This is a genomic window from Aliidiomarina shirensis (assembly GCF_003987345.1).
In the GTDB taxonomy this organism is placed as follows: Bacteria; Pseudomonadota; Gammaproteobacteria; order Enterobacterales; family Alteromonadaceae; genus Aliidiomarina; species Aliidiomarina shirensis.
The window spans coordinates 711,336-735,273 of record NZ_PIPP01000002.1 but is presented as its reverse complement, the minus strand read 5'-3'; the positions used below and the strand labels follow the sequence as shown (position 1 = coordinate 735,273).

The 23,938-nt window shown below is 42.4% G+C and carries 20 protein-coding genes and 1 pseudogene; 4 read left to right on the top strand and 17 right to left on the bottom strand.

Annotated elements, in window-relative coordinates; translation table 11 throughout:
* Positions 1 to 321 precede the first annotated feature (321 nt).
* From CWE13_RS07440 to CWE13_RS07425, 4 genes and pseudogenes are all read left to right on the top strand, one after another.
* Positions 322 to 483: pseudogene (locus tag CWE13_RS07440) on the top strand (integrase core domain-containing protein); the annotation flags it as partial.
* Between the two features lie 210 nt (positions 484 to 693).
* Complete coding sequence (locus CWE13_RS07435) at positions 694 to 4,053, top strand: hypothetical protein (protein ID WP_126807298.1); 3,360 nt, start codon at positions 694 to 696, stop codon at positions 4,051 to 4,053.
* Positions 4,054 to 4,056: 3 nt separating this feature from the next.
* Positions 4,057 to 4,509: a response regulator gene (locus tag CWE13_RS07430; protein ID WP_126807296.1), complete on the top strand. Its 453-nt coding sequence runs from the start codon at positions 4,057 to 4,059 to the stop codon at positions 4,507 to 4,509.
* Positions 4,506 to 5,696 (top strand): response regulator transcription factor, encoded by a 1,191-nt coding sequence (locus CWE13_RS07425; RefSeq protein WP_126807295.1) that lies wholly within the window; start codon positions 4,506 to 4,508, stop codon positions 5,694 to 5,696. The genes CWE13_RS07430 and CWE13_RS07425 overlap by 4 nt, the downstream gene beginning before the upstream one ends.
* A 370-nt stretch (positions 5,697 to 6,066) precedes the next feature.
* Here the strand turns inward: CWE13_RS07425 and CWE13_RS07420 are convergent, their stop codons facing one another.
* From CWE13_RS07420 to CWE13_RS07345, 17 genes are all read right to left on the bottom strand, one after another.
* Complete coding sequence (locus CWE13_RS07420; protein WP_126807293.1) at positions 6,067 to 6,516, bottom strand: antitoxin Xre/MbcA/ParS toxin-binding domain-containing protein; 450 nt, start codon at positions 6,514 to 6,516, stop codon at positions 6,067 to 6,069.
* Positions 6,517 to 6,888: 372 nt separating this feature from the next.
* Entirely contained in the window at positions 6,889 to 7,584 is a 696-nt protein-coding gene (locus CWE13_RS07415; RefSeq protein WP_126807291.1) for an SOS response-associated peptidase family protein, read from the bottom strand.
* Positions 7,585 to 7,606: 22 nt separating this feature from the next.
* Positions 7,607 to 7,843, bottom strand: a complete 237-nt coding sequence (locus CWE13_RS07410) for an AbrB/MazE/SpoVT family DNA-binding domain-containing protein (RefSeq protein WP_126807290.1) — start codon at positions 7,841 to 7,843, stop codon at positions 7,607 to 7,609.
* A 101-nt stretch (positions 7,844 to 7,944) separates the two neighbouring features.
* Entirely contained in the window at positions 7,945 to 8,067 is a 123-nt protein-coding gene (locus CWE13_RS12690; protein WP_275540857.1) for a hypothetical protein, read from the bottom strand.
* A gap of 683 nt (positions 8,068 to 8,750) precedes the next feature.
* Complete coding sequence (locus CWE13_RS07405) at positions 8,751 to 9,203, bottom strand: GNAT family N-acetyltransferase (RefSeq protein ID WP_126807288.1); 453 nt, start codon at positions 9,201 to 9,203, stop codon at positions 8,751 to 8,753.
* Positions 9,204 to 9,268: 65 nt separating this feature from the next.
* Positions 9,269 to 9,544: a hypothetical protein gene (locus CWE13_RS07400; RefSeq protein WP_126807286.1), complete on the bottom strand. Its 276-nt coding sequence runs from the start codon at positions 9,542 to 9,544 to the stop codon at positions 9,269 to 9,271.
* A 122-nt stretch (positions 9,545 to 9,666) separates the two neighbouring features.
* Positions 9,667 to 10,065 carry a helix-turn-helix transcriptional regulator gene (locus CWE13_RS12630; RefSeq protein WP_241973650.1) on the bottom strand — a complete coding sequence of 133 codons (399 nt, stop codon included), beginning with the start codon at positions 10,063 to 10,065 and terminating at the stop codon, positions 9,667 to 9,669.
* 116 nt (positions 10,066 to 10,181) lie between these two features.
* Positions 10,182 to 10,886 (bottom strand): HNH endonuclease family protein, encoded by a 705-nt coding sequence (locus tag CWE13_RS07390; protein WP_126807284.1) that lies wholly within the window; start codon positions 10,884 to 10,886, stop codon positions 10,182 to 10,184.
* Positions 10,887 to 10,984: 98 nt separating this feature from the next.
* On the bottom strand, positions 10,985 to 11,233 hold the full coding sequence (locus CWE13_RS07385; protein WP_126807282.1) for a hypothetical protein: 249 nt from the start codon (positions 11,231 to 11,233) through the stop codon (positions 10,985 to 10,987).
* A gap of 44 nt (positions 11,234 to 11,277) precedes the next feature.
* Complete coding sequence (locus CWE13_RS07380; protein ID WP_241973649.1) at positions 11,278 to 11,583, bottom strand: HigA family addiction module antitoxin; 306 nt, start codon at positions 11,581 to 11,583, stop codon at positions 11,278 to 11,280.
* Positions 11,584 to 11,809: 226 nt separating this feature from the next.
* Positions 11,810 to 13,009, bottom strand: coding sequence for a hypothetical protein (locus tag CWE13_RS07375; protein ID WP_126807280.1), 1,200 nt, complete (start codon positions 13,007 to 13,009; stop codon positions 11,810 to 11,812).
* Positions 12,993 to 15,923: a tyrosine-type recombinase/integrase gene (locus CWE13_RS07370; protein WP_157980946.1), complete on the bottom strand. Its 2,931-nt coding sequence runs from the start codon at positions 15,921 to 15,923 to the stop codon at positions 12,993 to 12,995. Before CWE13_RS07370 ends, CWE13_RS07375 begins: the two co-directional genes overlap by 17 nt.
* Positions 15,904 to 18,189, bottom strand: a complete 2,286-nt coding sequence (locus tag CWE13_RS07365; protein WP_126807276.1) for a hypothetical protein — start codon at positions 18,187 to 18,189, stop codon at positions 15,904 to 15,906. Before CWE13_RS07365 ends, CWE13_RS07370 begins: the two co-directional genes overlap by 20 nt.
* Entirely contained in the window at positions 18,182 to 18,733 is a 552-nt protein-coding gene (locus CWE13_RS07360; protein WP_126807274.1) for a hypothetical protein, read from the bottom strand. Before CWE13_RS07360 ends, CWE13_RS07365 begins: the two co-directional genes overlap by 8 nt.
* Positions 18,734 to 18,747: 14 nt before the next feature.
* Positions 18,748 to 19,248 carry a hypothetical protein gene (locus CWE13_RS07355; RefSeq protein WP_126807273.1) on the bottom strand — a complete coding sequence of 167 codons (501 nt, stop codon included), beginning with the start codon at positions 19,246 to 19,248 and terminating at the stop codon, positions 18,748 to 18,750.
* 491 nt (positions 19,249 to 19,739) lie between these two features.
* Positions 19,740 to 21,998 carry a hypothetical protein gene (locus tag CWE13_RS07350; RefSeq protein ID WP_126807271.1) on the bottom strand — a complete coding sequence of 753 codons (2,259 nt, stop codon included), beginning with the start codon at positions 21,996 to 21,998 and terminating at the stop codon, positions 19,740 to 19,742.
* 571 nt (positions 21,999 to 22,569) lie between these two features.
* Entirely contained in the window at positions 22,570 to 23,640 is a 1,071-nt protein-coding gene (locus tag CWE13_RS07345; RefSeq protein WP_126807270.1) for a hypothetical protein, read from the bottom strand.
* Positions 23,641 to 23,938: the final 298 nt, after the last annotated feature.

The window sequence follows — 23,938 nt, the reverse complement described above, 5'->3', positions numbered from 1 at the left end:
ACTGGGATTGATATCGCTGATGGACAGTTACCATCGGCTCAAATGTAACCTATGAACCGCCGTGGTACGGAACCGTATGCCCGGTGGTGTGAGAGGACGGAGGCCGTGAGGCCTCCTCCTACTCGATCCTTTAACCGTTGATTTGCTGAAAGATTTGAACCATTGCTCGCCTTATTTTGTGTCGAATTCTGATCCAAAGAGTGGGTAGCACTCACGTTTTCCAAAAAAGGAGTACTTGCTTTAGCATTGAGAAAACTTACACTTAGATGGATAAATTTTAGACGCAAATCGTGGATCAGTTTCGCCTGCAAATTAACACCCCTGAACGCTTGCTTGTTCGACTCTCTAAGTCACGTTCGCGAAATGCCATGGTTCAGGCGGTTGGATTATAACGAGGAACGAACCCATGAAAGCCTTGCCAATTTACCACCAGTGGCTTACTGGGAAAAACTGGAAAACTCTAGTTTAGATCTGTGCCGGTAATTAGGAATTAGGCACTTTAACTTGGGCTATGAGGTTGGTGATCGGCTAGAAATTTCTGGTGAATAAATGAACGGATTCGTTTGAGGGAAGAAGCCTTGATAAACTAATATCTTCGCATCACCTGAACTATATGTATCACTATACGAGCGAGCCTCCTTTAATGCATACTTAGAAATAGGCTGATAGACAAAAGGGGACTAGGTAAACCAATTGAAATCGCTTCAGTACATTCAACTTATCGGGCTAGTTTTAGGAAGCTTGAAAAAGCCAACTCGCAATAAAGGCCAGATAATAAGAGGGCTCGCTCACTTAGCGAACAAACTTCCGCAAGAGGAAATTGTTGGCTTGCTTGATACTGCTCTTAGGTATAAGTCAATAAGGGAGGCTCTGAATTACGAGGGACTTCATAGAGATGAAGAGCGACTCAGGGTTTACAACGAAGACTTTCCTCTACGATTTTCGCTTCAAGTGATTGCAAATTCTATTCTTCGTAATGCTGAAGAAATGAAAGTATTTTTAAATCTGGAGTCAAAACTCAATCATGCTTTCCTATATGGAAAATATGAGATTGCTAAGGCAATCCTAACTGAGGCAAATGATAAGTTTGGAAACAGTATATGGCATTTTGAAATGACAATGGCATACTTTTCACTTACACGAGACAAAGATGGCCTCAACGCCTACCTTAAAACCCGACAAAATAGCCCCGTAAAGCATATTTTAAATTTGCTAGCCGAACAGTTTGGAAAAGATAAAGAGTTTTATAAAGAAAAGGTAGTGGGTAGTGTTATATCTACATATCGAAACAATAAAATGAACCATTATGCAGATATGTTGAATATCGCACTTCTCCCTACTTCGGATCTGTATGATTTCGACCTTAGCCAAGCGTTGTCGAATTGTCTATTATTTTGTCCAGTCGATAGGTTTCATCATTTTAGAAAGGCTTTGTCATTCAAGATTTCATCAGAGGATGTCGACGACAAAGAATTGGTGCTAACTTCTCTGAAATCAATTGAGGCGGCTATTGACAGTACATCAATTACTAAACTTATAGAGCTTCTTTCAGGTCACTTTAATACGATGGAACATGTTACTTCCGATTCAATATTCATAAATTATAAGAAGGGCCGGTACTTGGAAGTCGTTGAGGAATGCAATCAGCGCATTAAGGCTGAGACATTCGACTTTTGCTTCTTAGAAATGTTTTCACGCTCCATAGCATACTCCGGTGAGACGCTGAACTCAGATGAGGACGATGAAGCGAGTAAACAGGAAGGAGAATCTTCTGTTGGACATCAGAGTGTAGCCGAAAGCATGCCGACTTTGCTTGCTCAAGTGCTTTTAGACGATAAGACAGAGTCTTTCTACACTAGAAGCTTAAACACTATAGCGTTTAAAGCTCACTTGATACCAGAAATCAATCACCTCAAAGCTACGCTGGAAACCCGTTACCCTTTTCTCGACAGTAAGAAACAAAGATCGATCAGTAGACTATGCTTTGTTGTCAATAAAACTTTGACCCCAAAATACATGCGTGTTATTCAGTCAGCTCTCAGTAAACCCTTTTCCTTTATTCATGTCGATGATAATTCCGCTACAGGTAGCTTAAACGAGACCAGAGCTAAGAAGATAGAGATTGTTAAAAAGGCCGAAAATAATGAGCTAAAGGTCGAAGAGCTGAAGTCATCACTATCTGCGATTAGAGAAAAGCGAGACTTATTTCCGTCTGATTATTCATACATTTATTGCTCTGCGCTTATGAAGATGGAAGAGTACGATGAGCTGCTTGAATATGTTTGTGAGGAGTTAATTGCTGACCCTTCAAAAATAAATCGATACCCTATTCGCTTCATACTTGAAAGCAGGCAGCATGTGAGCAATAAATGCTCGCTGGCATTCACGATTATTTTATGTCTAGTTTATAAGTACAGCGATCTTGCTACTCAAGAGGACGCAGCGGAAGCTGTTGAGGACTTCTTAGACGATAGTGATGTTGAACTTCCAAGTCAACTTGAAAGTATATGGGCAACTTCGTCTATAGATTGCAAGCAACTATTCTTTCTCAGTGATATATGTAGCACTGAGTTAATGTCCGGGCTTTATCTAATTGGCAATAATCAAGAGCTATTGTTTGAAAGAATCAGAATTATTTCTTTGGTTAGCAAAGTCCGTGGATATAAAGATGGATCATTAACGAAAGAAGAGAACTTAATATATGAACGACTAACCCGTCAGAAAATATCTTCTAGTCATATTAATAACAAAATTTACATTAATACACGCGCTCTTCGGGATGCTAGGCGTGAAGATTACGGTAGCATCCTAGATGTTTATAACGAGCTCGATAGCGCTTCTTTAGCTCGAACGGTAGTTGGGTCTTCAGACATAGAGGGCGAAGATGTAAATTCTCAGACGTTTGAGGAATTGCTCGTATCGCATACGTTCTATGTGCTCATGAGTGATTTCATTAACGACGATAATTTTGGGTTAGCACGATACTTAAGTTCAGAGATAAGACATGGCGTATTTGAGAGCCAGATTCGAAGCGTTTTCGAGGCTTCGATGTTAATGACGTCCATAGGGCCAGATGGTAAATATGAACGAAATCAGTATTGGAAAGACAGGCTTTCCGTTACTTTTAAACCAATGCTAACGCAGCGAGTTGATGAGATTCTTAAAGATTTTTCGCACAGTATAGACAAGACTTTGGCTAATGCTAATAACTGGTTTTCAATTAATTCAAGCGGTGGAGACAGCAAGGGGATTTTTGCCTTTAACCTTGGTGAAGATGAGTCTCAGAAATTAAAGGTTATTTTAAAGGAAAGCAAAAATGTTGACGCTTTTTTAATCTCTTTAGAAGATCTTGTTTGGGAAATGGTTGATATTTCAATTCAAAAATTAGACAAATTAATCAATGAAAATTTAAAAAAAGATATTGAAGTTATAATTGATGAAGCACTGATCAATATTTCTAAATTAAACACTGAGTTAGTTGACCTAAAGGATTCATTTGGTCAAGCCAGACAGGCCTTCCTTGAACAACTACCCCAGGTTATGGAATGGTTCAGGCGGGCTGAAGAAAACGCAGGAGGCCAAGTGCGCCTCAAAGATGCGGTAGCGGTAGCTATAAGCCATGTAGAAGGCATATATAGTCCAATCGATATTCAAGTCCAAGTAAACGACATTGATAATGATATGGATATGGATTATCAGCAATGTACTGATTTTATAAGAGGGTTTGTAACATCTCTTTTGAACGCAATGAAGTATCGATCTAATTTGTCTAATATTGAAATCGATAATTTGATTAGCCCCAAGACGCTAGAGCTAACAATAAAGAACTCCATTTCAAAGGAGCAGTATAGACATATTATAAATAACGGGATTGTCGACGACTTTAAAGACAACGTTTCGACGATAAATCCTGAGCACCTTACTACGGAAGGGGGTACGGGATTTTATAAGTCGCTTTCTTTCGTGAGAGACGCCTTTGGCTTGGAGGCTACATTCAGGGTCAAGGTCGAGGAAGACGAATTCCATCAGGTTTTCGTATTGCCGAGAGGATGAATCATGACGCGAATACTTTTAGTCGAAGATAACACTCATAAGAAAGATAAAGTTGGAGAGGTTTTAAGACTCGGTTTTCCTAATGCAGATATTGACTTTGCTTATTCCTATTCGTCTGCTTTAAAAAAAATAAAAGATATTAATTTCGATGTTGCCGTTCTGGATATGAGTTTACCAACGTTTGATCGCAGCAGCATCGATAATTCCGGTGGTCAACCTAAGCCTTACGCAGGTTTGGAGATTGCAAGAAAGATAGAGCATAAGCGACTTTCGATTAAGTTTCTTTTTTTATCTCAGCATTCAACTTTCTCTGAAAATCCGAGTTTGAAAAACCTTAGTGATATTCACCGCGAGGCTCAGCGTAAATATCCCAGCCTGTATCTTGGTTGTATATCTTATTCTGGTTTCCAAACCTCTTGGAAAGACGAATTAATTTCGTTAATTAATAAAGCATGAAAAAGATTTTAATAATAGATGACTCGAAGATAAGAAGAAGTCGGATAACCGACTATTTAAAAGAGAACCTGGATATCAAGGAGGTAGACATTCAAACGTCTAGTAACGTTTCGGATGCAATTGCGAAATTAAGAAAGATTCACTATTCGGTCGTATTTATAGACTTAGTGTTGCCGGAAAAAAGTGATTCCCTTCAAAAATCACCTAATGGTGGATTGAAAATATTGAAGCGAATAAATTCTAAAAAATTCCCTACTGTCCCAACAAGAATAATTGGTATTACCTCGGAGCGTGAGAAAGCTAAATTTTTTGAGGATGAAATTGATTCGATAGGTTTCAAAATATATTACGCTGCTGAGCACGATTTTTCTTGGCTTTCTCCAGTTATTAAACAGGTTAATCATGCTTTGAAAGCCGAGTCATCCAGCTCTAGTCGAGTAACAGAATTTTCTATTTTCACTATTCATGGGATTAATACTTATGGGGCCTGGCAAGAGAAGCTTGAAGGTTTAATTCGTTCTGATGAGGAAATCATTGACTTTGAGCCTAGTCACTATAAGTATCCGAAATATGCTCCCGTCAAGTATTTTTTTCCTCTCTTACGGCGGAGAATTGTAAAGGATGTTTCAGAGCAGTTCTTTAATTGGATCGAGGAGAATCCCAATAAAAGACTTGTTTGTGTAGCACATAGCTTTGGTACGTACGCTCTTATGAATTCGTTGATAGATAATTTAGATAGGGATTTGTTATCGAGGATTGATTCAATAATTCTTTCAGGAAGCGTTTTAAAGCAAAACTTTCCGGTCCATAAAATAATTAAGGAGCATAACATAAGTGTTTACAACGAGTGTGGTAATCAAGACGTACCCCTGCTTTTCACGAACGCTTTGGTTGTTGGGACGGGAATGGCAGGGCGCCGAGGATTTAACGGCCTTACATCGCAGGGAAAGCTTTATACACGAATATATACTGGTGGACATGGTGTATACTTTCAACAGGACGGCAAAATCATGAAAGATAATTGGCTTCCGATTATTAAGGGTCTCAATTTCGAACCGCTGATTAGCGTTTACATGGAACCATCGTCCGTTTTTAAATTTTTTGAGCAAATGTCGGGGATAGTCTCTAGGTTTAAGTGGGTGCTGTATCTTGGGTTTATTTATTCGCTGTTTGCTTGGTTATTTTAAAAGACTTTTTATGATCCTTAGCGTTTAGTATTAACTAATGGAAAACTATCAGGGCGTTATTTACGCGAGTTAGCTCCTGACTATTAATTTGCAGTAAGCGTTGAACCATTGCTCGCCTTAATTTGTGTCGAATTCTGCTCCAAAGAGTGAGTAACGTTCATGTTTTCCAAAAAAGGGGTACTTGCTTTAGCAAAGAGAAAATTTGCAATCGGATGGAGCAATTTTAGATGCAAATCGTGGATTAGTTTCGCCTGCAAATTAACATACCAGTTCAGCCTGTGTCGCAAGTATGTGTGTCATTGACCACCTAGCTTAAAGTCGGCGAGGTATTTGAAAACTAATTTTCAGTTTGCGATTTTAACGTCCGTCGTTAACTGAAAACACCGTGTTCCAAGCGATGGATAAGAGAAAGTACCTGTTGAAGCTCAAAGAACGAGTTTAAGTTCTCAAAGGGTGAACGCTGACCGAGACCTGTGCAAGGCCTTTTTAACCAGTTAACAGCTTCGTGCAGATCACCTTCAAATAGCGCCTCAGCGGCCGTTATGGCCTCTATTAACGCGTAAATGCGATTGCTTTCTATAGTGGTAAAGCATCGGTGCTTTCTTTTCTTGACTACTGTCCAATGAGGAAGGTTAAGCGCATTCAAAACTTCGGTTTTCGACAGCCCGGTTTCATGCGCTATAGAAGCGACGGTGTCAAACTTAAAACCTTGTACGATGGCGCGGTGCATTGCTGGGTAGTCTTCAGCCAACCCGAGCCTATCCTTCAGGTTAAGTAAAGGCTTTTGCACAGGTTTTGGGATGTAGCGATCGTGGTGCACTTTAGTATTCCGAAGCGAGAACTAAGTAGGCTCTGTTCTTTTTGCTTTGAACAAAACTGATATGTAGTTGAATACTCAACATCATAACCGTCATAGCCGGCACACGAATTAATAATGACTTACTGCTCATCAGATATCCCGCCCAAATAACCTGATACTCAGAATAGCATTTCGTCGGCTTTACAGCTAGTTTGTCGATAGTGGTAAGGTCTGAGTTTTCTAGAATGCTCAGGCCTTACCAGAGATTTCCATTAAACTTGGGTCTATGTCTCTGTTGGTACTTAGCTGGCAGGTTAGGCGACGCTTAAGTCAACGTGGAGCTAAAATTGACATCACCGCCTCATGTCCATCATTGTGCCTAAATACCAGTCGTTAGATATCAGCCGATATTTCAAATTTTGGGGCTACTAATTTATGTGTACTGGGTTTATCAATTTGCCAAGCAATTATATTCACGGGTAATCTGGGCTTTAACAGTTCATCAAACATCAAAGGATTGGTAATACTCTCATCCAGCCAGCTATTTAGGAGTTCAGGTTGTGGCGGCAATATCAATGGCATCGATTTAGAGTGAATGTCTTTCAGTTTGGGATGAGGTGGTAAGGTGATCACTGAGCAGGATAAAGCGCTCTCACCCGTTTCTGAATTAAACCACTCACGACATAAACCTCCCATGAATAAACCTCCCTGTTTGGCTACCATATCGTGGTAATGAATAGGTTTGCCGTTAACATATTCTGTTTCGCCAAATCCTTTAACCGGTATTACGCAGCGGCTATGCCGAAAGGGCTGATAACCCGCTGAGTTTTTTACATTAAGTTTGTCGTAACGGGTGTTGAACGAGGTGTACTTTGAGGGTTTAAAGCCAGTATCCGATTTATCGAGTAGTAACCACCAGATTGCGGTATCCATCCGGCGCACGCCTTGTTTCTCACGAACGATACTGACAGGCTGAGTGGCTCGGATAAACCGACTGAATATGGGCTGATTGGCAAACAAGCTTATTTGCAGTCCCTCACATAGCTCTATTACGTCTGGGTTGTCGATAACATTCAGTCTGCCGCACATAAATCAATTCCGTTATAGCCCGTTATTCTGAATCTCTATTCGGGGTGATGACGTCCGGTCGTGAATTTAGAAAATTCTCATCAGCTCGTTCAGCATCAGCAAGAGATGACCAGCTTTTGCGAATCGGCGTGATAATCAGACATCCTCCCTCGCGACATATATCAACCTTATCTACTCCACTGAATTCAGCCTTAAATTCCTCAGGAATAATTAAGATATGATTGCCATCGCTGCCTTTAACAAGTTCTGTTGTAACCATAAAGTCGCTCCATCATGCCGCCAGTAACGTATTTAATAGATACCAGCAGAATAGCAGTAAATCCGCCAAACGACAGGTTCTCATGGCAATACACTTTGAATTTAGAATACGCCAGCTAAATTCTCATCAAACGTCATGCCGGTAAAGTCATGCTCTTCAAGTGCAGATTTAAATTTGCCTGTGGCAAAAAGTGCATAACTCCCATAAAACAAAGATTTGAACACGGGACTTGCCCTAATCTCATAGAAAAGCGCATACCTCGTTGTGACTAATTATTATTTCCGCTTTTGGCACTGAGTATTCAGGTAGCACTAGCTCACGGCTGCAACGAGCGTGATGTGGACTTTAATGATCAATCCAAGAATGAGCGATTAGTCAGGTTCGACGCCCAAGACGAACTTAGTCACCTTCGGCGTTAAGGTACTTTAATCGGATAACTTAAAGGCCACAGGCCGCATCACAGTGTTTTTGCTCAGTGGTAAGGCCTGAAATTTACCGGCACCTTACTATGATAAAAAGTTTATATAACTATATTAGCATCTCATTGAGATGACCCCGAGGTAGCTAAAAACACTCTAAGTCACCTATAAACTGATGGCCAATCTCTCCTTACTACTACAGCTTAGAAATCCTAATGCAGCTGGACGCGTATGGATGTGTCGTGGCGCCACAACCGGTCAAATTTGCAGAAGATTGGCGATGCGCTGGACAACCTCGGGGAGATTATTGGTCAAACAATTAAGGTTATCGTTTTTTATGGGGCCGCATACTTTGGTTATAAGTGACAAGGCCAGGCATCTGTCGATATTCTTCATTGAGGTGTCACTTCAGGGTAGAGATCACAGCGTGGAACCGCTGTTGGTAAGGCTTGATTTTTCGAGCGCTCCGTAACGCCCTGTTTAGTTAATTACAATTTTTTGATGAGCAAAAAATCTTGAGATTCATATCCTTGACGAATATAAAAGAAAGCGGAGTCGCCGCCCGGAATCCCGCCAATTTTGAGATTTGAAGTGTTTGATGGTAGTGATGCTAAGACTTTTCTAGCTTCAGATTCAATCTTCGCTAAAAACCACGCTCCAATTCCAAGCCCTCGATATCGGGCTGAAACGATGAAGTTCAAAATCTTAAACACAGCACTGTTAGACTCATCGACACATGCCGAAGCGGCGGCAATTAACGCGTTATTATCACCCGTAATGACATAGAAGTATTTAGCATTTAATTTGCTCTTTAGGTCACTGATTTCAAATCTGTTGGTCGCGGGATGGGTCATAAAAAGTTGACCAACTTGTTCTATCGTTTTGGTATCTTTTGCTAGTGTTACGGGTTGGAATTGAAGCTTTATTCCGTTTACATTCATCGTGACAACCCTCTGTGTTCGATAAAAGATGCTCTGCAAGTGGTTGAGAGTATAGATTACAGTATTTAGTGTTGTCCGATAGCCTTTTGTACATCATCTAAATAGGTAAAAATAAGATCAGTAGCGGTAGGACTCAAAGGTTCGTTATCATCAAAGTGACTCTGCGCTTCCTCGAGCATTAAATCCGCATCTGGATGAGCGGCCAGAAAATCTTGGACTGCTGAAAAGTTAATATCCTTAGGTATCCTCCGCCCAATCACTGTTTCGCCGTTGCTCCATAGCTGGCAGTGGTCTTGAATGTAGCCAAGGTTAAAAATGTCCTTAAATAACTCTCGATTCATATCGATTTTCCTACATTACTGTTAGCCTTAAACTTTCTCACTTCAATCTTGATAAGTCATCAAATATAACTACGATTTTAAGTTCTCTGAAATATTCGCAAATGCCATAAAAGCAGGGGGTGCTATCCGCGTTCACCCTGCCCAAGTACTCGCTCAATCCAAGCATCGACCTCCGACTTTGCCCACGCAATGTTTCGCCCCGAAATCTGAATACTTTTGGGAAACTCATCGGCGTTCATCATTTTATAAATCGTTGATCGTGATAAGCCTGTGATATGACAAACTTCTTTGAGCCTCAGAATTTGCTTTTCCGGCATTTTCGATTGCGAGCCCAGATTATTTTGCGGTTCGTGTACCACGGCTCTATTGTCAGTCACATGGTGTCGCAACCTATCTTCTTTCGAAATCTCGACGCGAAGCTGTCTTAGGTGTTGACGCAATAATTGCAGCTGTTGCTCAATAGACATAACCTGTTGTTCAACACTTTGTATGTAAGTTGCTAAGCTTTTGTCTTTAGACATAGCGCATTGTCACCCGCTTTGTTTCTAGTTGGTAACCCCTGAGGTCTGGATGTTCGTCACTGATAAAGCTGAACATACATTGAAGCCCAGATAGTTCATCAATGTGGGATAGTTTTTTACTGGCAGATATTATTTTGAATGCTTCTTATCGTTTGTCGAATTTCTTCAGCGAAATCGTACAAAATAAGGATGCGAAGATATCTTGTGACATATTGGCAATGAAACGCTTCATTTGGCGGAAGCCATTCATCAGGGCCTTTCGCCCCTTTGCTTCGGTTGGCGGACGCCGACACAATAAAAAGATTCCGTGAATCATTAGCAAAGCGTTCTCGTTTGTCATCATTCCATGTATTTGCGCCATTGAACCATGCCCATTGAAGTGGAACGAGATGGTCGACGTCGACATGATGACTTTCTAAAAATATTTCACCGGTGTATGGGTCATTCCAGCGACCATGAATGACGCGACATCCTGATTCGTCTCTGACTATTGGTCCGGTTGATTGTGATTTGAGTAACTCATGACGAGTGTTGAGACAATTTCTATTGTCATCAATCCAATGACGGAAGCGACTGCGATCATAATCCTTGTCAGAATCCTGACTTTCAGTTTGAGCATTATGCCCAGCGGTTAGCCGGCCGCCATTTTGTATGCACGCTTCTAGACTCGCGTATCGAGTATAATTTTTTGTTCGCTCATAATAAGCGCTATACGGATCGTGACAGATACCGCTATTACTTTGCTTTATATAATCGGCATAGGTACTACCGGAGGCGAGAAGCAAGCTGGTCGCGATGATAATAAAAACGATACGGTACACGAGGCCCTCTCAAAAACGTAATGTGAAACCTTAATATGGGCGTAACTATGCCAAGAAAATAGGCGCTGTCACAATGCCGCAGGCTTTAATCTCAGACGCTAAACACGCTTTAGTTTTTCAATATATTCAGCTAATGTCTCAAAGCAGGCTTCGCATAAGTCAAAATGTACTTTTTCGCCATCTCGACTCGAGCCATATCCAAAAGAAGCATGAAGCACGGCAAAGTCTTGGAACTCACTTAGATTGTTTTGGAGTGCGCGATACGCATCAGGTACCACACTTTTCCCGCATATATCGCAGACAATATCCACGGTCGTTTCTTTGGCAACTTCAGCGGTTTTTTTCATAGGTAGGTCTATCCATAAATAGGTGTGCTTTAAATCACGACTCGTTAAGCATCTACATTTTGTTGTCGCGTTTTCTCAGTTTGTTGTCGATCATAATCGTTCTGCCACGAAATCCAAAAGTTAGCCGATACGTGGGTTAACGTCTCTAATTTCGATGCCAGTTCTTTTGATACGGGCGCATTGCCATTCAAAAAATGCATCAGATTTTCGCGGTGAATGTTGAGCTTTGTTGCAGCATCTTGAACACTTATGTTGTGGCGCTCTAAGTATCGGCGTCGAAAAAGTTCACCCGGATGTGCCATAACTAACTTGCTAACCAATCGCTCTTCCATATCGACCTCACTGAACATTTAATAGTTTGCATCTTTCTTCGTTCTAGAAGACTGAGTTTTATTTCAAATTCAGCATGACTATTATGATAATGATTATGTAACGGTGGAAGTTACTTTGCCACCCTGGAACAATCATACGATCAAAAAATTATGAGTATTTGAAGGGTGCAACTCCTCATCTCACAGCAGCGTTATTTTTGCTCTCAGTGTAAACCTTTCTCATTATGCGTTGCATAAACGGTAATTAAATCTGGTTATATCGCACTACGAGCGCGTAGCGCGTTTTTGCTTCATTCGATATACAGATGGCGGATGACGATGTGGTCTCAAGGCCAAATATAAAGGCCACTTCGTCTAATGCTAAAAAGTTAATAGCTTCCACTAATAGTTGATGCGGCACGGCTACCTTTTGCTTTATTGCTGAAAAAGCACAGTTCACTTTGAACGCACTTTCCGCGCTTGTAGCTTTTTCGGTTAAAAGCGCAATGCCAAGCTCATCATCACTGACGGGCATGATAACGAGTCTGTTATCGTTTGACGTTTCGCAAATATCAACGTCATCGAGTGCCTGCAACGCGCTCTTTGGAGAAAATGCGACAGCGCCATACTGCAAATGCTTAGGGGACATCATTTGAGGTGCTTGACCCATGTCCATGGTTTGTAGTTTTACGACAAAATGCCCTAAGCGTAATAATACCCATTTATTGCTTATCACGAGTTCGGGTTCAGCATCGTCTCGCTGTGTAAACCGGCCAGCCAAAATGCTTAGAACATTGAATGATTCATAGTTAAATACGGCAAGGGCTTTTGAATCATCAATTGCGTTCGATAACGCTGAATAAAAATAGGCTGCATAGATGGCGTTTGCTTCGACTGCAATAGTAGCGGTTCGAACAAGAGTCAGTGCGTTTAAGATTTTGATCGCACCCCCCATCGCGAGCGCGTCTTGCCTGTTGATTTTTCGGCTATACCCAATCACTGAATCATAATCCAAATCGTATGGTGCCGTATTGTCGAGTAACGTAAATCGTTGGTTGTATCTGGCTTTACTTTTAATGCGCTGAAACAATTGTTCTTCCGTGACTAAATCCGGTTCGATAGAAGTTGCGCCAAAGAGGTGTAGCGTGGTCTTATTAAAATCGATTTCGATATCCAGAAAATCAGCATCAGACAGTTTCTTTGCGGCGATATAAAGTGATAGCGCGGATAACTCAATTGAAAAGTTTTTAGATACACGAGTGGGTGTATAGACGAACTCAGCAAACTTAGCTTGAGCTGGTTTGGCGAGAATATGAGTAGAGCACGTAACGGATTTTTCCACCGAATTAAAGTGAAGTGCGATTTTGTGGTCGATGTCTGTTTTGCTTTCTGAAAACTTGCTAGCGCACTTCATGAGAAGCTCAAGTTTTTGGACAATGTTCTTGTTTTTAAGCACGATGTTCATGATGCACCCCACCTTCTTCACAAAGGTTAATGTATTGAAAGACAATCGGTAGGAGGTCATTTAAATGATCCCATGGTCTCCAACGCAAATGACGCGGCCGCAGCTGGATAAACGTTTGCGAGGAGCCTTTTTCTACTAGCGTTATGGTATGGCCGGATGAGGTGATGAGCTCTACCCAGTCATGTACTTGGGTGTCGTTCTGCTTTGGACTAATGATATTGATTTTTTGTCTACGAAGACCGAGTAAAGAGAGGGCGCGTAGATAACGATTCGCGGTTCGCTTATCGGTAATCTTCCCTGCTATCAACGCATCATGAAGTACCTCTAAGGCATGGCGATTTATTCGCGTCCAATCGAGATGGGACAATCGTTCATAAAGCCGCTGCCAAACGGCAAAATCATGAGCCTGTATTGAGGTGGTGAAGTCGATGTTTAGGTCATGTGATACCTTATCAAAGTGCGGCCTCAGCAAAGAGTTTCCTCCCTCCCGATGTGGACGATATTTATAGTCATAAAGTGCTCGGATGTAGTCACTAAACGCTATCCTGTTCAAGTTAGGAACAGGCAATACCCCATGTTTTTTGTGTGCGATTCGAGTTTTTACTTTTAAGCCGTGCGTCGCTGCTTTGAATAGCAATGCCTCACGTGCAATTTCGTCCAATTCCCCAACGCTGCTTTGATATAATTTTTTAAGAGAATACCGGTAATTATTTGAAGACATCAGTTGTGATAGCGATTCAGCGGAAAACGTCGCTTGCCGCCCTGAGCCTAATTCAAACATGAGCACGTCGGATAAATGAAGGTAGCTTGCGGCAGTGACGGTTGGGCTAACATGGCCGAGAAGGTTGGCAAGCGTATCGAGAACGGGGAAAAACTCACCTGTGGATCTGCCGCACGCATCTAATGCCGAGGTTATGTCTTGAATTTGTGCGGCTGAAAAAATAGGGTGCTGTAAAAATGAGTAGCGTTCCTGCAGGGATGATAAACGAGCAGAGCAGGCGATACTCAGTTGAAATAGCAAATTATTTGCTGCGCTATGTCGTAATGAATGCAGAACGAGCGTGTCATCATCGAGCACTTCTCGCAGGGTGCGAATGAACGAGGGAAGTGTTGATGCGATGACCGGTGCGTCGAATACCGTTGTAAGCCCATGCGATTCGCGGTCGGCGATATAATCCTCAAGCGTGTTGATGTGTTGAGGGTGAAAAAAGCAAAGGGGTACGCGACGGATCGCTGTTTTTGTTTTTCGCTTGAAATGTTTTGTTATGTACGCGCTGTTCGTCGAAAAATCGATATCGTCGATTTCAAGTTGTGCTGCTTCTTTATCACGAAATCCGAGCGCATAACATAAGCGAACAAAATGAATGCATTGACGCCTTTCTGCTGAATTCACGTCATTGAGAAAGCGATGGCATGCCGTATCAAAATCATGAGGCGCAATGTAGTGCGGACGAACATTTATAAGCCCCGTACCTTGGTATTCAAGCTCATCCTCGTCGAATAAAACGATAGCGGATGTTTGACTGACATACTGGAGAAAATTCAAAACAGTGCTTTGTTTGTCCGGTGCATCAGTCGCGCTAATGACATCAGCAACAAGCTCTGTAAGCTCTATTTGAGCTTCTACGTCATATTGAGCGGATTGCAGTAAAGCTTCATCACCCCAGGCGCTAGATGCAAATGTCGTTAACGTAGAAAGGTACGTCAATATCGTGTTAACGGCGAGGTTTTGCTTCCAGACTGAGCCATACAAAAATAAATCGATGCAGTAGGTTGCGATGAGTTGCGCCACAGCGCTGATATTATTTTTATCATGATTAAAGTCATTTATTTGCTGAAGTAGTTGTTGTCTTAATACCTTAAAGTGAACCGTATTTCGGTTTGCGTTAGTTTGGTTACTAGAGAATTCGGTCAGGGCATTTCTAATGCGCTGCATTGCATCTTTGTCATGACGCATTACCGAGGATTGGAACGCAATACTTGTGTAATTTTGTGAGGACTTTTCTTTAATCTGCGTTTGCAGCTTTTCAAAGGAGCGGCGACGTCGACTTTGGGGTTTTCCTGTAGCCTCAATGAAGTCGAAGTTGTGATTCCCACTTAAGGTAAATATCAATTTGCTGGCGTTAAGCGGTATCGGAAGGGGCCCTATTGACTCATTGGCAGGGACTCGAGTGATAAAACTTAGGGCATCAAGAGTGTCTGCTAACGTGATATTTGTTAAAAGAGCGTTTTGGGTGGATTGAAAGCAATGGGTAGCCCACATGTTAAAAACAGACGCTATGCGCTTAACGTAACGCGCATGACTTGCCTCGGATTGGAGCTTGCGTAGATAGAGCAGCCCAATCGCATCAAGATAGACGGCGTTACCTTTTTCGAGAAGCACGACAGCACGTTTCGCATCTGACAGAATGATGTAACTCTCAATGGGCGTCGCTATGAGCACTTCTAATCGCTGAGTTTGTCGGATATCGAGGTGCCGAGCGAGCGATAATACCAGCATCATCCAGCGTATCTCAGATGCAAGTTTGTGCGCCTTCGGTAGCTGGTTTTGAAGCATATCGACTAGCAGCTCTTGTCGCTCAAGTTTTGGCATGTGCTCTGAAATCAGCGGGAGTTGTCTCTTTACCGGGAAAAAGCGTTTGGGTGGGAGCAACTTTGGGTGCTGTTTCGCGTGCGTTTCGTAGGCATAAAACCAACACTCGCATAACGCTTCAAGCTCTCCTTCGGTGGTTGCTTGCTCATATAGCGCGCGGGCATTCCTTTCAAAGAAGTTTTGCGGGAGTGACGTTTGCGACGAAAGCGCTCGAGGGCATAGCCGAGCAATTGTATCGACTACGAATGATGCGTGTTGACGGATATGTTTATCGTACCCGCAGAGCGCGCGAGTGAAGTCATCAATCCCAAGCTGCATCATGTGTCCCCGAAATTTTATGAAGTACTTTAAGAATTGCCATATCGGATGCGTCGTAGATGCTGTCGTACGCTTCAATTCGTTTTTGGATAATCGATACATTATCGGCAACGCTCGTCAGACTCCTTGCATTTAATGCGGACACGCCGGCGCGTGAATGATTCATTAATACATTGAGTGCGGCTTGGGAGAATGTTTTCGCATCAACGTGATGCGTTAGGAAACGTCGAGCAGCGCTATGACGAAAGCTGTGATTGATAAAAGGCTTCTCAGTTATGTTTAGAAAAAGCGTATTCACAAGCGCCCTTGAGAAGTGTTCGAAACAGCGTGTTTCGCCATTCAAATGCATGACTAAATAGCAGGGCTTGCTGATGTTTAGCTTCTCACTGATACAATCCGCGGTACTTTGATAGGCGCAGATAATGCGACGCAGCATCGGCGACAGGATAATGACGCGTCGCTCCTCAGCATGATGAGACCGCTTATCCGCGACGCTAAAAGCACCGAGTGAAGCATGAAAATGCTCACGCAATGGAAAAGGCTTTTGGACCGGACGTAGAGCAGATGTGGTTGCGACTCGCATATAAAGATAAAACGCACAGTGGTTCAAAGCACTGATGTGGTCGGCTATGTTTGTGAGCGCGGTGGTGGATAGACTATGGCTTAAACGCTCAAGGATGAAATCGATTAATTCTTGGCGGATGGTTATCTTTGAGCCCACTTCATCATGAAAGGCAAATCGATTCCCAAGTAAACTGGCATTTTCAGTGGTGTTCAATCGAGTATGATGAAAGCCAGCCACTCGAATGAAACGAAGCCATTCACTTGTGATTACTTCTTGTAACGAAGCTCGTTCTGCTGAAACATAGTGATTTTGCACGCTCGCACTTTGAGTTAGAAAGCTCAGAAAAACTTCCGGTACCGAGTCAGCTGCAAAATAATGAAAAGCCTTTTCAAGAGCCCCTCGAGTGATCCCTCTAGCTTTCAGTTTCGAAGCCTTGAGTGCGTCATTTATCTTTTTATTGTAAATCGTCGGATCAAGTGCAAACGCGTTGGCTATGGTGTACTTGTGCCGCGCTTGGATATTTGTATTTCGAAGCGCAATATTCAAAAGGGCTGGCAGTGGGTGCGGTAGCACATAATTGAGCGTTGGATTATGCGTATAGTGTCCGGCGGTAAACTCGGGTACGTTCGTACTAAGTAATGATGCATTGATGACGATACGAGCCTCAATATACTTGGTTTTCCGATCAAGTTCGTACTCTAACCGTGGTATGTCCGATGGTGCCGCATCATTGCGAGCGCCCAGATTGATTAGCACTATATCGAGTACATTTGAAATGCCGAGTACATTTAAAAACAACACCGAAAGAAATTTCGCATTATCGCTAGATATATCAGCATAATGACCGTCAATAAGTTCAGGGCTAATGGCGTCGATAAATGCTTGAAACTCAGAAGGCATCGCGGCCTGTAACGACCATGAAACCTTTGCTTCATGTTTATATAACGCATTACGGGCACCAGCTTCACGGCGTCTAAACTTTCTGCGCTGCTGCTCTGTACTGAGTGTTATTTTCGGCGTGACTTCGAGGATCTCCGAAAATGTGTCGGCGTTTTCATTCGTAAATTGTAAATAGTTCACATCATATGAATCGGATTCTTGGATGCGCTGTTTATGCATATTCGGTTGACGAATGAGCCCCTTCTTCGAAGGATCACGAGTAGTTGGGGTTCGCGGTTGAAGATATGGGACGACGTCAATAAACGAGCGATATGCATCGAGTTCGCTCGTGAGCTTGAGTTCAAGCTGTAGCTCTTCATCTGTCGACTCAATAATAAAGCGTCGTGTAAGGGGCACTTCAGGAGCATGCTCAGATATAAAGCATTTATAGAACTGCAAATAGGCGCTGTAGTCGTCAACGCCACGAAGAGCGTAAACCCTGGCAAGCAGAGCCATACTGCGCAGAGTATTTGAATCCAAGGGCTCATTTGGAGCGGGCTCGGGGATGAGCATTAGCGTCGAGAAAAATGAATGGCTCTTTAGTGAGCTATAGAAGTCCCGCCTTACATACTCCGTTGATGCCGCGTTGCAATGTGACATTACGGACGTGCGCAGGTCTTCAAGGCCATGCCTGGTCTCAGCTGAGCCATAATTGATTTCGAGTAATAGCAAAATAAAGACGTCAAGTCGCGAAGCGTAGTGTTGATGCTGTAATTCTGGTATCGGATTGAAATGCTCTTGTAGCGAAACCTTAAAATCACTCATCGCTCGTTCCTGTTGCTGATGGAACCTGAGCAAGCGTTTCGTCTAGTGAGATTGTTGTATACGTAGACTGGTAAACCGGCTGCTTGAATTTATCATCATGATAGTAAAGTGAACTTCGGTTGCCGCCGATGATTTTATGCCATTGAGTGCGCGTGAAAAGGGCCTGATATGAGAGAGACTCACCCACCGCGACTTCGAATGAACTGACCTCAATAGGTGCAAAGGACGTTGCCGACGAGAGTGCTAGATAGCGCGCTATACGCGCGGTTGCATGTTCGATGTTTTTTTCGTGCAGTAGAGTAAAATTCAGTTCAAGTTCAGGCATTAACTGCCGCAACGCGTGGAGTAAGAAAAAGAACTCGCAGGCATAAATGCGCTTTCCTACTTTAATCGCGGTATTAGAATTTAGTAAGGCTTGTATGTCGCTCACATCCAACAATTGAACTAGCTGCGCTGCGCAGGCTTTGCTGCAGCGGGTAATGTGTGCCGTTGATGGCAAATCAACGAAATTGACGTCAGATAGCTTTACTGATTGGTACTTCATGACTAGCCCCGGTATTACCTGCCAGGTTGCGGCGTGATGAATGGCGGGTGTTTGTGATACAAGCTCGACACACTGACGTCTAAAATTTCGGCCCATTCTTTCATTTTGTAGTGCGATCCCATAAGTCCTTGGCCACGGCTTACTTTGATGAACTCAGGTAGTAAGCGTGCGTTAACATTAAAAAGCCCGGCGTTGATTTGCTGAAGTACAATGCGCTGATTTGTGCGTTCGCGCGTTCCCTCTTCGATGACAAGAGCTTTAAATTCTAAGTGTTGATAGCGAGTGGACAAAACGCGTAACCAAAAGAAATGCTCAAACGCAAAATATTTCTCTCCGTACTTGATGACCTTCGTTCGCGATAATTGTTTTTTCAACGCCAGGAATGAATGATGACTCATGAATATATCGATGTTTCGCTCCAATATGCGTTGATGGGCAGGGCAAATAGCGAGTTCAATGAACTCGAGCTCGTTAATTTTCAGCGGTTTCAGTTCTACACTTTGTTGGTATTGCATCCGGCACTCCGATGATTGTGTACATGGCCTGTCGCTGTTGAGGCGGAGGTCTGAAATCGAAGTTAGCAAAAATGCTGAACGCGTCCTGTTAAAGGTGCGATTAATTTTCCCACTTATTGAAGATATTTTTATTCCATTGAAATACATAAGAAATTACTGGACTAATATTGCTCTTTTTATGGAGGTTATCCGTTTTCTGAATTTCTATGTCGATTATTTTCGATACTGAATGAGGCATCAAGGAAGGACGGCACGGGGATCAAAATAAAGTCGAAAATATCGAGATTATTGGAGGTTGTTAACTTTTGGTTAAGAAAATAGGCCGCTTTGTGAGTTTATGAATTCTTGTAGGTGCCGAATTTTATTTGCAGTTAATGGAGAGAAGTAATGCCTCATATGCAGGTATTACTCTCTCTCTAATAACTTTTATCAGTAAAGATTTTTAACATCTCCACTCGGTATGCTTCTCGATAATTTAGTCAGAAATGAGTTCAGCTATGGAGACTTTTGCACTCAAGTGATTTGCACTTTATCTGATAGAGATAGGTCGGCTTCCACGACATGACTTGTTTGCATTTGAAACATTTGAAAGAATGTTTTTTTGTTTTGCCATCGAAACTTTGTGAGAGTAATTGAAAGCCACATTTTCGGGCGTCGGCCCGTAAATTACTCAAATCCTGACGCGCATATAATTCTCGATGATGTGTTTTCCTCTGCGGTTTCGCTTTAATAAGATGCTCTAACTGGGCGTTCTTTACAGACTCATTGAGCCTAGCGACAACGGCATCAAAATCTCGCCAGTCCTCAAAATAGCGAACCTCAATAAGTTTTATTTCTTTTAATTTACATAGCGTTCGCGTGGCTTCATCACGTGTCAGTTGACCCTGGAAATCTGCGTCGGATTTATGTGTTTTTCTCAGAAAATGCCGCGGTCCCTGATACTCAACCGCTACGGCATGCTTTTTGTTGTAGCCGTCGAGTTCGAGCATTTGATATCGGCCATCAAGCGGCTTTCGAAATTGATGCTTTTTGAGTGCAAAGCCAAACATTTCGGACAATAACGCGAGAGTCACCGCCTCACCAACCCAACGGATACATCTTGAGCAACCGTTTGATATTTTATCGAGTTGTTTTTCAGTGATGTGGCCATTTTCACATCGAATATTTACCTTGTCCTGCCGCTCTCTCAATTCGTATTCCGCTTGGGGAGTTTCAAGTCTGAAATTGTATTTTTTACATATCTTAACAGCATCGCTATAGGGCGTTCTGAAATGTCGACTCAATAACTCGGCCTTGCATTGCGCACAACCTCTTCCCAGTGCTTTTCCTGCTTTAGGCCGCAGGTGTGATGAGATATTCATAGGTGGAAGCGTGCAATTGTGCTTGGTGCAAAAAATGGTGATGCTATCGCTCATTTGGTATGCCTCGCTCTCAAGGTCTGGATACGTATAGTGTTCTCCATACATTTCTTGTAATTCAGATCTAATTTTAGCTACAAAGTTGGGCTGATTAGCTATTATTCTTTCTCTGAGCGCTTTGTTTCGAAGCGCTACGGCGTGACGTTTTTTGTTTTCGCAGACAACGCAACGTCCATTGAGGAAAAGTGATTGATTTTGTTGTTTCAGCACGGATAGCTCGAATGCATGTTTCTCGCAAGGATGATTGAGCGTACGAGCTAGGGCTGTGCGCCGCTCTCTCATTGTAGGCGAACGCGAGATGTTTTTATGACAAATCGGGCACGATGCAATTTTCAAGAACTTTTTAGCGCTTAATATTTGCGGACCATGGGTGGCGCAATTCATGGTCACATTGATGTTCTGTGTTTGAGTATCAACGGCTAAAACATAATCGATTGTAGCGCCGATTTTTTTGTTGATTAGAGCCTGGTAATAGGGGAGCGCCTGTTGATGGTTTCCGCGGATATCGCCAGTGCAAATAGGACATTTGGCGCGGTGTAAACTCACGTAGCCTATGGTTTTCACGATTTGTGGGTGCAATTTGCAGTGAATCTCGAAATAGCAGTCAGATATTTTTTTGCAGCTTTTTGTGATGCTATTGACTCGCCAGCGTTGATTGGCCTTATTTCGAGCTAACTCAATAAGCATTTCACTGGGAATTTGCTTCTTACAATCTTTGCATCCACTGCCTAAAATATGTTTGTGAGCCCTTTTTTTAAACGGACCATGATGGCGGCAAATAATGGTGACAGGGGACGATATATTGATATAGCTAGTTTCATCATATTCATACAATCCCGCATGTACATTTCTAGCTCTCGCAAGGAAATCCTGAAACTTGATAGCAATCGAACTGCCACGGTCTTGCTCTCGCTTACAGTCGGGGCATCCACGGCATCCAGCAAGAAGGGAGGAGATATTCCCTAAAAACTTTGTGTTGTGCTTATTACATTGGATAGGGATATTTTTTACCCGCAGGTTGGGTATGTTAATCCCGGGTTCCACTTGGTAGCGTCCATCACTTGCCTGATTCAAGCGAACATTTATATCGTCTCGCTGCAGTTTGAGCCGGTTACGAGCCGAGTCGGCCTTACAAATTTTACACCCGCCCATTCTACTGGCACGTAGGTGACTATCCGGCGGAATGAGGACTTTTTCAAAAGGGCTATGACGTGTGCAATAAAGGACAACTTTTGCTTTTGCATTAACGTAATCGCAATCATCGTAATTGAATTGATCCCCAAATCGTTTTATTGAGCGTGCTATGAAAATTTCTAAAGCGTCGTCTTGCATAGTGAACCTCCAGTGTGTCCTACACGGTTTATTAGAATCATTAAAGCCGACTCCGTGCACGCTGTAAAGCCCTACAAATGAGGATTTCGATCATTTCATGTAGTCAACAGCTTATAATTGCATGTTTGTTTATTGCTTTTGGCGTCGCGAATGAGTATATGAATTTATTTTTATTGATTGATTAGCTTTCCTGATGAGGCCATTAGGGGCGCTAAAGTTATTATTTGGCGCTTTGGTGTACTTTGTTGTTCTAATTCGCTAATAATCGTGATTTGCAGCTTGTTTTGTTTTTAAAATAAATTTGCGGTATCGACGGTAGGAACGTTCTGTTTGATACGTCGTATTGTGGGAGACGTATTTGATGTCATGGCTTTATTCTTGGAGGAGAGGTCAATAGTAAAGCAAGGGTAGTGATGGGAAGGCTGAGATTTGGTGTTGCTCAAAAAGCTCTTGTCTTTGACCAACACGTTCACTTCATTTTTAGAAGCAGTAAGAATCTCGCTCGCAATGAGTAAATCTCGAATTCTCAAGAAGTTCATTTAGTCTATAAAAATTAAGCCTTGCGGGTCATTTATTCACTCGATAGCTTCAGTGGGAGCACTTGAGTTCTTGCTCCAGTAAACTCATAGGCTGCGGCAGCTTTCTTAATAAGACGTTCATCGCTACTTAAAAGGTAATTGCAGTGAGTGGCTAAGGAAGCGTGTTGCATATCACTAAATGAGGTGGCAAATTTTCTACGCTGCTCTAATCCTTTGTCGGGATAGTAACCTGCTAAGTTCAAATGGAAGTAGACACTTGAAACCTGCTCAGAAATGAAATTTTTTCGTTCTGTATAAATGGGGTTAGTAGCATCGACGCCAAAGAACTGATACATGGTAATTCCAGACTCAGTAACTCTTTCGTCACGCGATACCAGCTGCCAAATTTGCTCGACGACTTGTGATGGCTCTAGATTGTTAAGGTATTTTGGACTTAATCTCAACTCGTCCCGATAACGACTGAGTGCCGACTGCGACTTGTCGTTGAGTTTAAGGTTGGCTTTAAGACTATCTACAAGCTGCTTCAAGATGTCTTTGTATTCTTCTGGCGAGACCGCTTTCATAGCTCCGAACGACTCAAATAGAAAAGGGAATTCTTCCCGTACCTCGGGGAACAAGGGCTCGATATTCGTAATACTCTCCTCTAGTGACCTAGCATTACGCTCAAATGCTTCAAGCATCCTTTCGGCTATATCATCAACTGATAGCCCTGGCAGGCCGCCCATTATTTTTTGGCTAATCAGCAAGTTGGCTTCAATTAAATAATCCAGGTCTCGCTGCTGAGTAAAGCTGTTGTACGCCTCACTTGGAGTGTGATATTGAATGATTGCACTACCAGTTGGCGCAAATTGTGCGTTTAGTTGCAATTTTAAATGGTAAGCTTCTAACATCTCCAGAACATCTAAATATCCTGTAGCATTTCCACCACCTTCCTCAGCACGGCTTATCTCCCTAAGCGTCTCATCTGAATAAACCGCTCGGTAATTCTTCGAGAATACTGACGGTTCAAACGAAAGCTTTCCCTTGCGCAAATCGTCTATTACATTCTGGTCTAAATAAATTAACGGACGATAATCATCTGCTTCTTCGTAATTCGATATCATTTTTATGGCCTCATGGTTCTCATGGTAACTGGTTAGATATTAAACTGGTCCGACCAGTTAGTCAAGTAGCCAAATATTGCTTTGAATCTCCTTCAGAAGTCTCACGTTATATTAATGATTGGTAAGGCCTAGAGTCCTTAGACGTTTTGCATGTCTCTTTATGTTCATAAAGGTGGTGGTATTTTAGCTATAAACAGTTTAAAAAACCTCAGGTCTCACGACTCTGTTAATTCAGCTTAGTTTCAGCAAAAATATGATAGCAACAGCCCTAGGTTGTTACTTAAGCCTTATCAGTAAA

Bases quoted from the DNA above. Each gene is read 5' to 3' on its own strand.
- CWE13_RS12630 (WP_241973650.1), bottom strand. From the start codon at position 10,065: ATGTCTAAAGACAAAAGCTTAGCAACTTACATACAAAGTGTTGAACAA.
- CWE13_RS07385 (WP_126807282.1), bottom strand. From the start codon at position 11,233: ATGAAAAAAACCGCTGAAGTTGCCAAAGAAACGACCGTGGATATTGTC.
- CWE13_RS07345 (WP_126807270.1), bottom strand. From the start codon at position 23,640: ATGATATCGAATTACGAAGAAGCAGATGATTATCGTCCGTTAATTTAT.
- CWE13_RS07415 (WP_126807291.1), bottom strand. From the start codon at position 7,584: ATGTGCGGCAGACTGAATGTTATCGACAACCCAGACGTAATAGAGCTA.
- CWE13_RS07380 (WP_241973649.1), bottom strand. From the start codon at position 11,583: ATGTTCAGTGAGGTCGATATGGAAGAGCGATTGGTTAGCAAGTTAGTT.
- CWE13_RS07430 (WP_126807296.1), top strand. From the start codon at position 4,057: ATGACGCGAATACTTTTAGTCGAAGATAACACTCATAAGAAAGATAAA.
- CWE13_RS07370 (WP_157980946.1), bottom strand. From the start codon at position 15,923: ATGATGCAGCTTGGGATTGATGACTTCACTCGCGCGCTCTGCGGGTAC.
- CWE13_RS07425 (WP_126807295.1), top strand. From the start codon at position 4,506: ATGAAAAAGATTTTAATAATAGATGACTCGAAGATAAGAAGAAGTCGG.
- CWE13_RS07350 (WP_126807271.1), bottom strand. From the start codon at position 21,998: ATGCAAGACGACGCTTTAGAAATTTTCATAGCACGCTCAATAAAACGA.
- CWE13_RS07375 (WP_126807280.1), bottom strand. From the start codon at position 13,009: ATGAACATCGTGCTTAAAAACAAGAACATTGTCCAAAAACTTGAGCTT.
- CWE13_RS07360 (WP_126807274.1), bottom strand. From the start codon at position 18,733: ATGAAGTACCAATCAGTAAAGCTATCTGACGTCAATTTCGTTGATTTG.
- CWE13_RS07400 (WP_126807286.1), bottom strand. From the start codon at position 9,544: ATGAATCGAGAGTTATTTAAGGACATTTTTAACCTTGGCTACATTCAA.
- CWE13_RS07365 (WP_126807276.1), bottom strand. From the start codon at position 18,189: ATGAGTGATTTTAAGGTTTCGCTACAAGAGCATTTCAATCCGATACCA.
- CWE13_RS07355 (WP_126807273.1), bottom strand. From the start codon at position 19,248: ATGCAATACCAACAAAGTGTAGAACTGAAACCGCTGAAAATTAACGAG.
- CWE13_RS07410 (WP_126807290.1), bottom strand. From the start codon at position 7,843: ATGGTTACAACAGAACTTGTTAAAGGCAGCGATGGCAATCATATCTTA.
- CWE13_RS07405 (WP_126807288.1), bottom strand. From the start codon at position 9,203: ATGAATGTAAACGGAATAAAGCTTCAATTCCAACCCGTAACACTAGCA.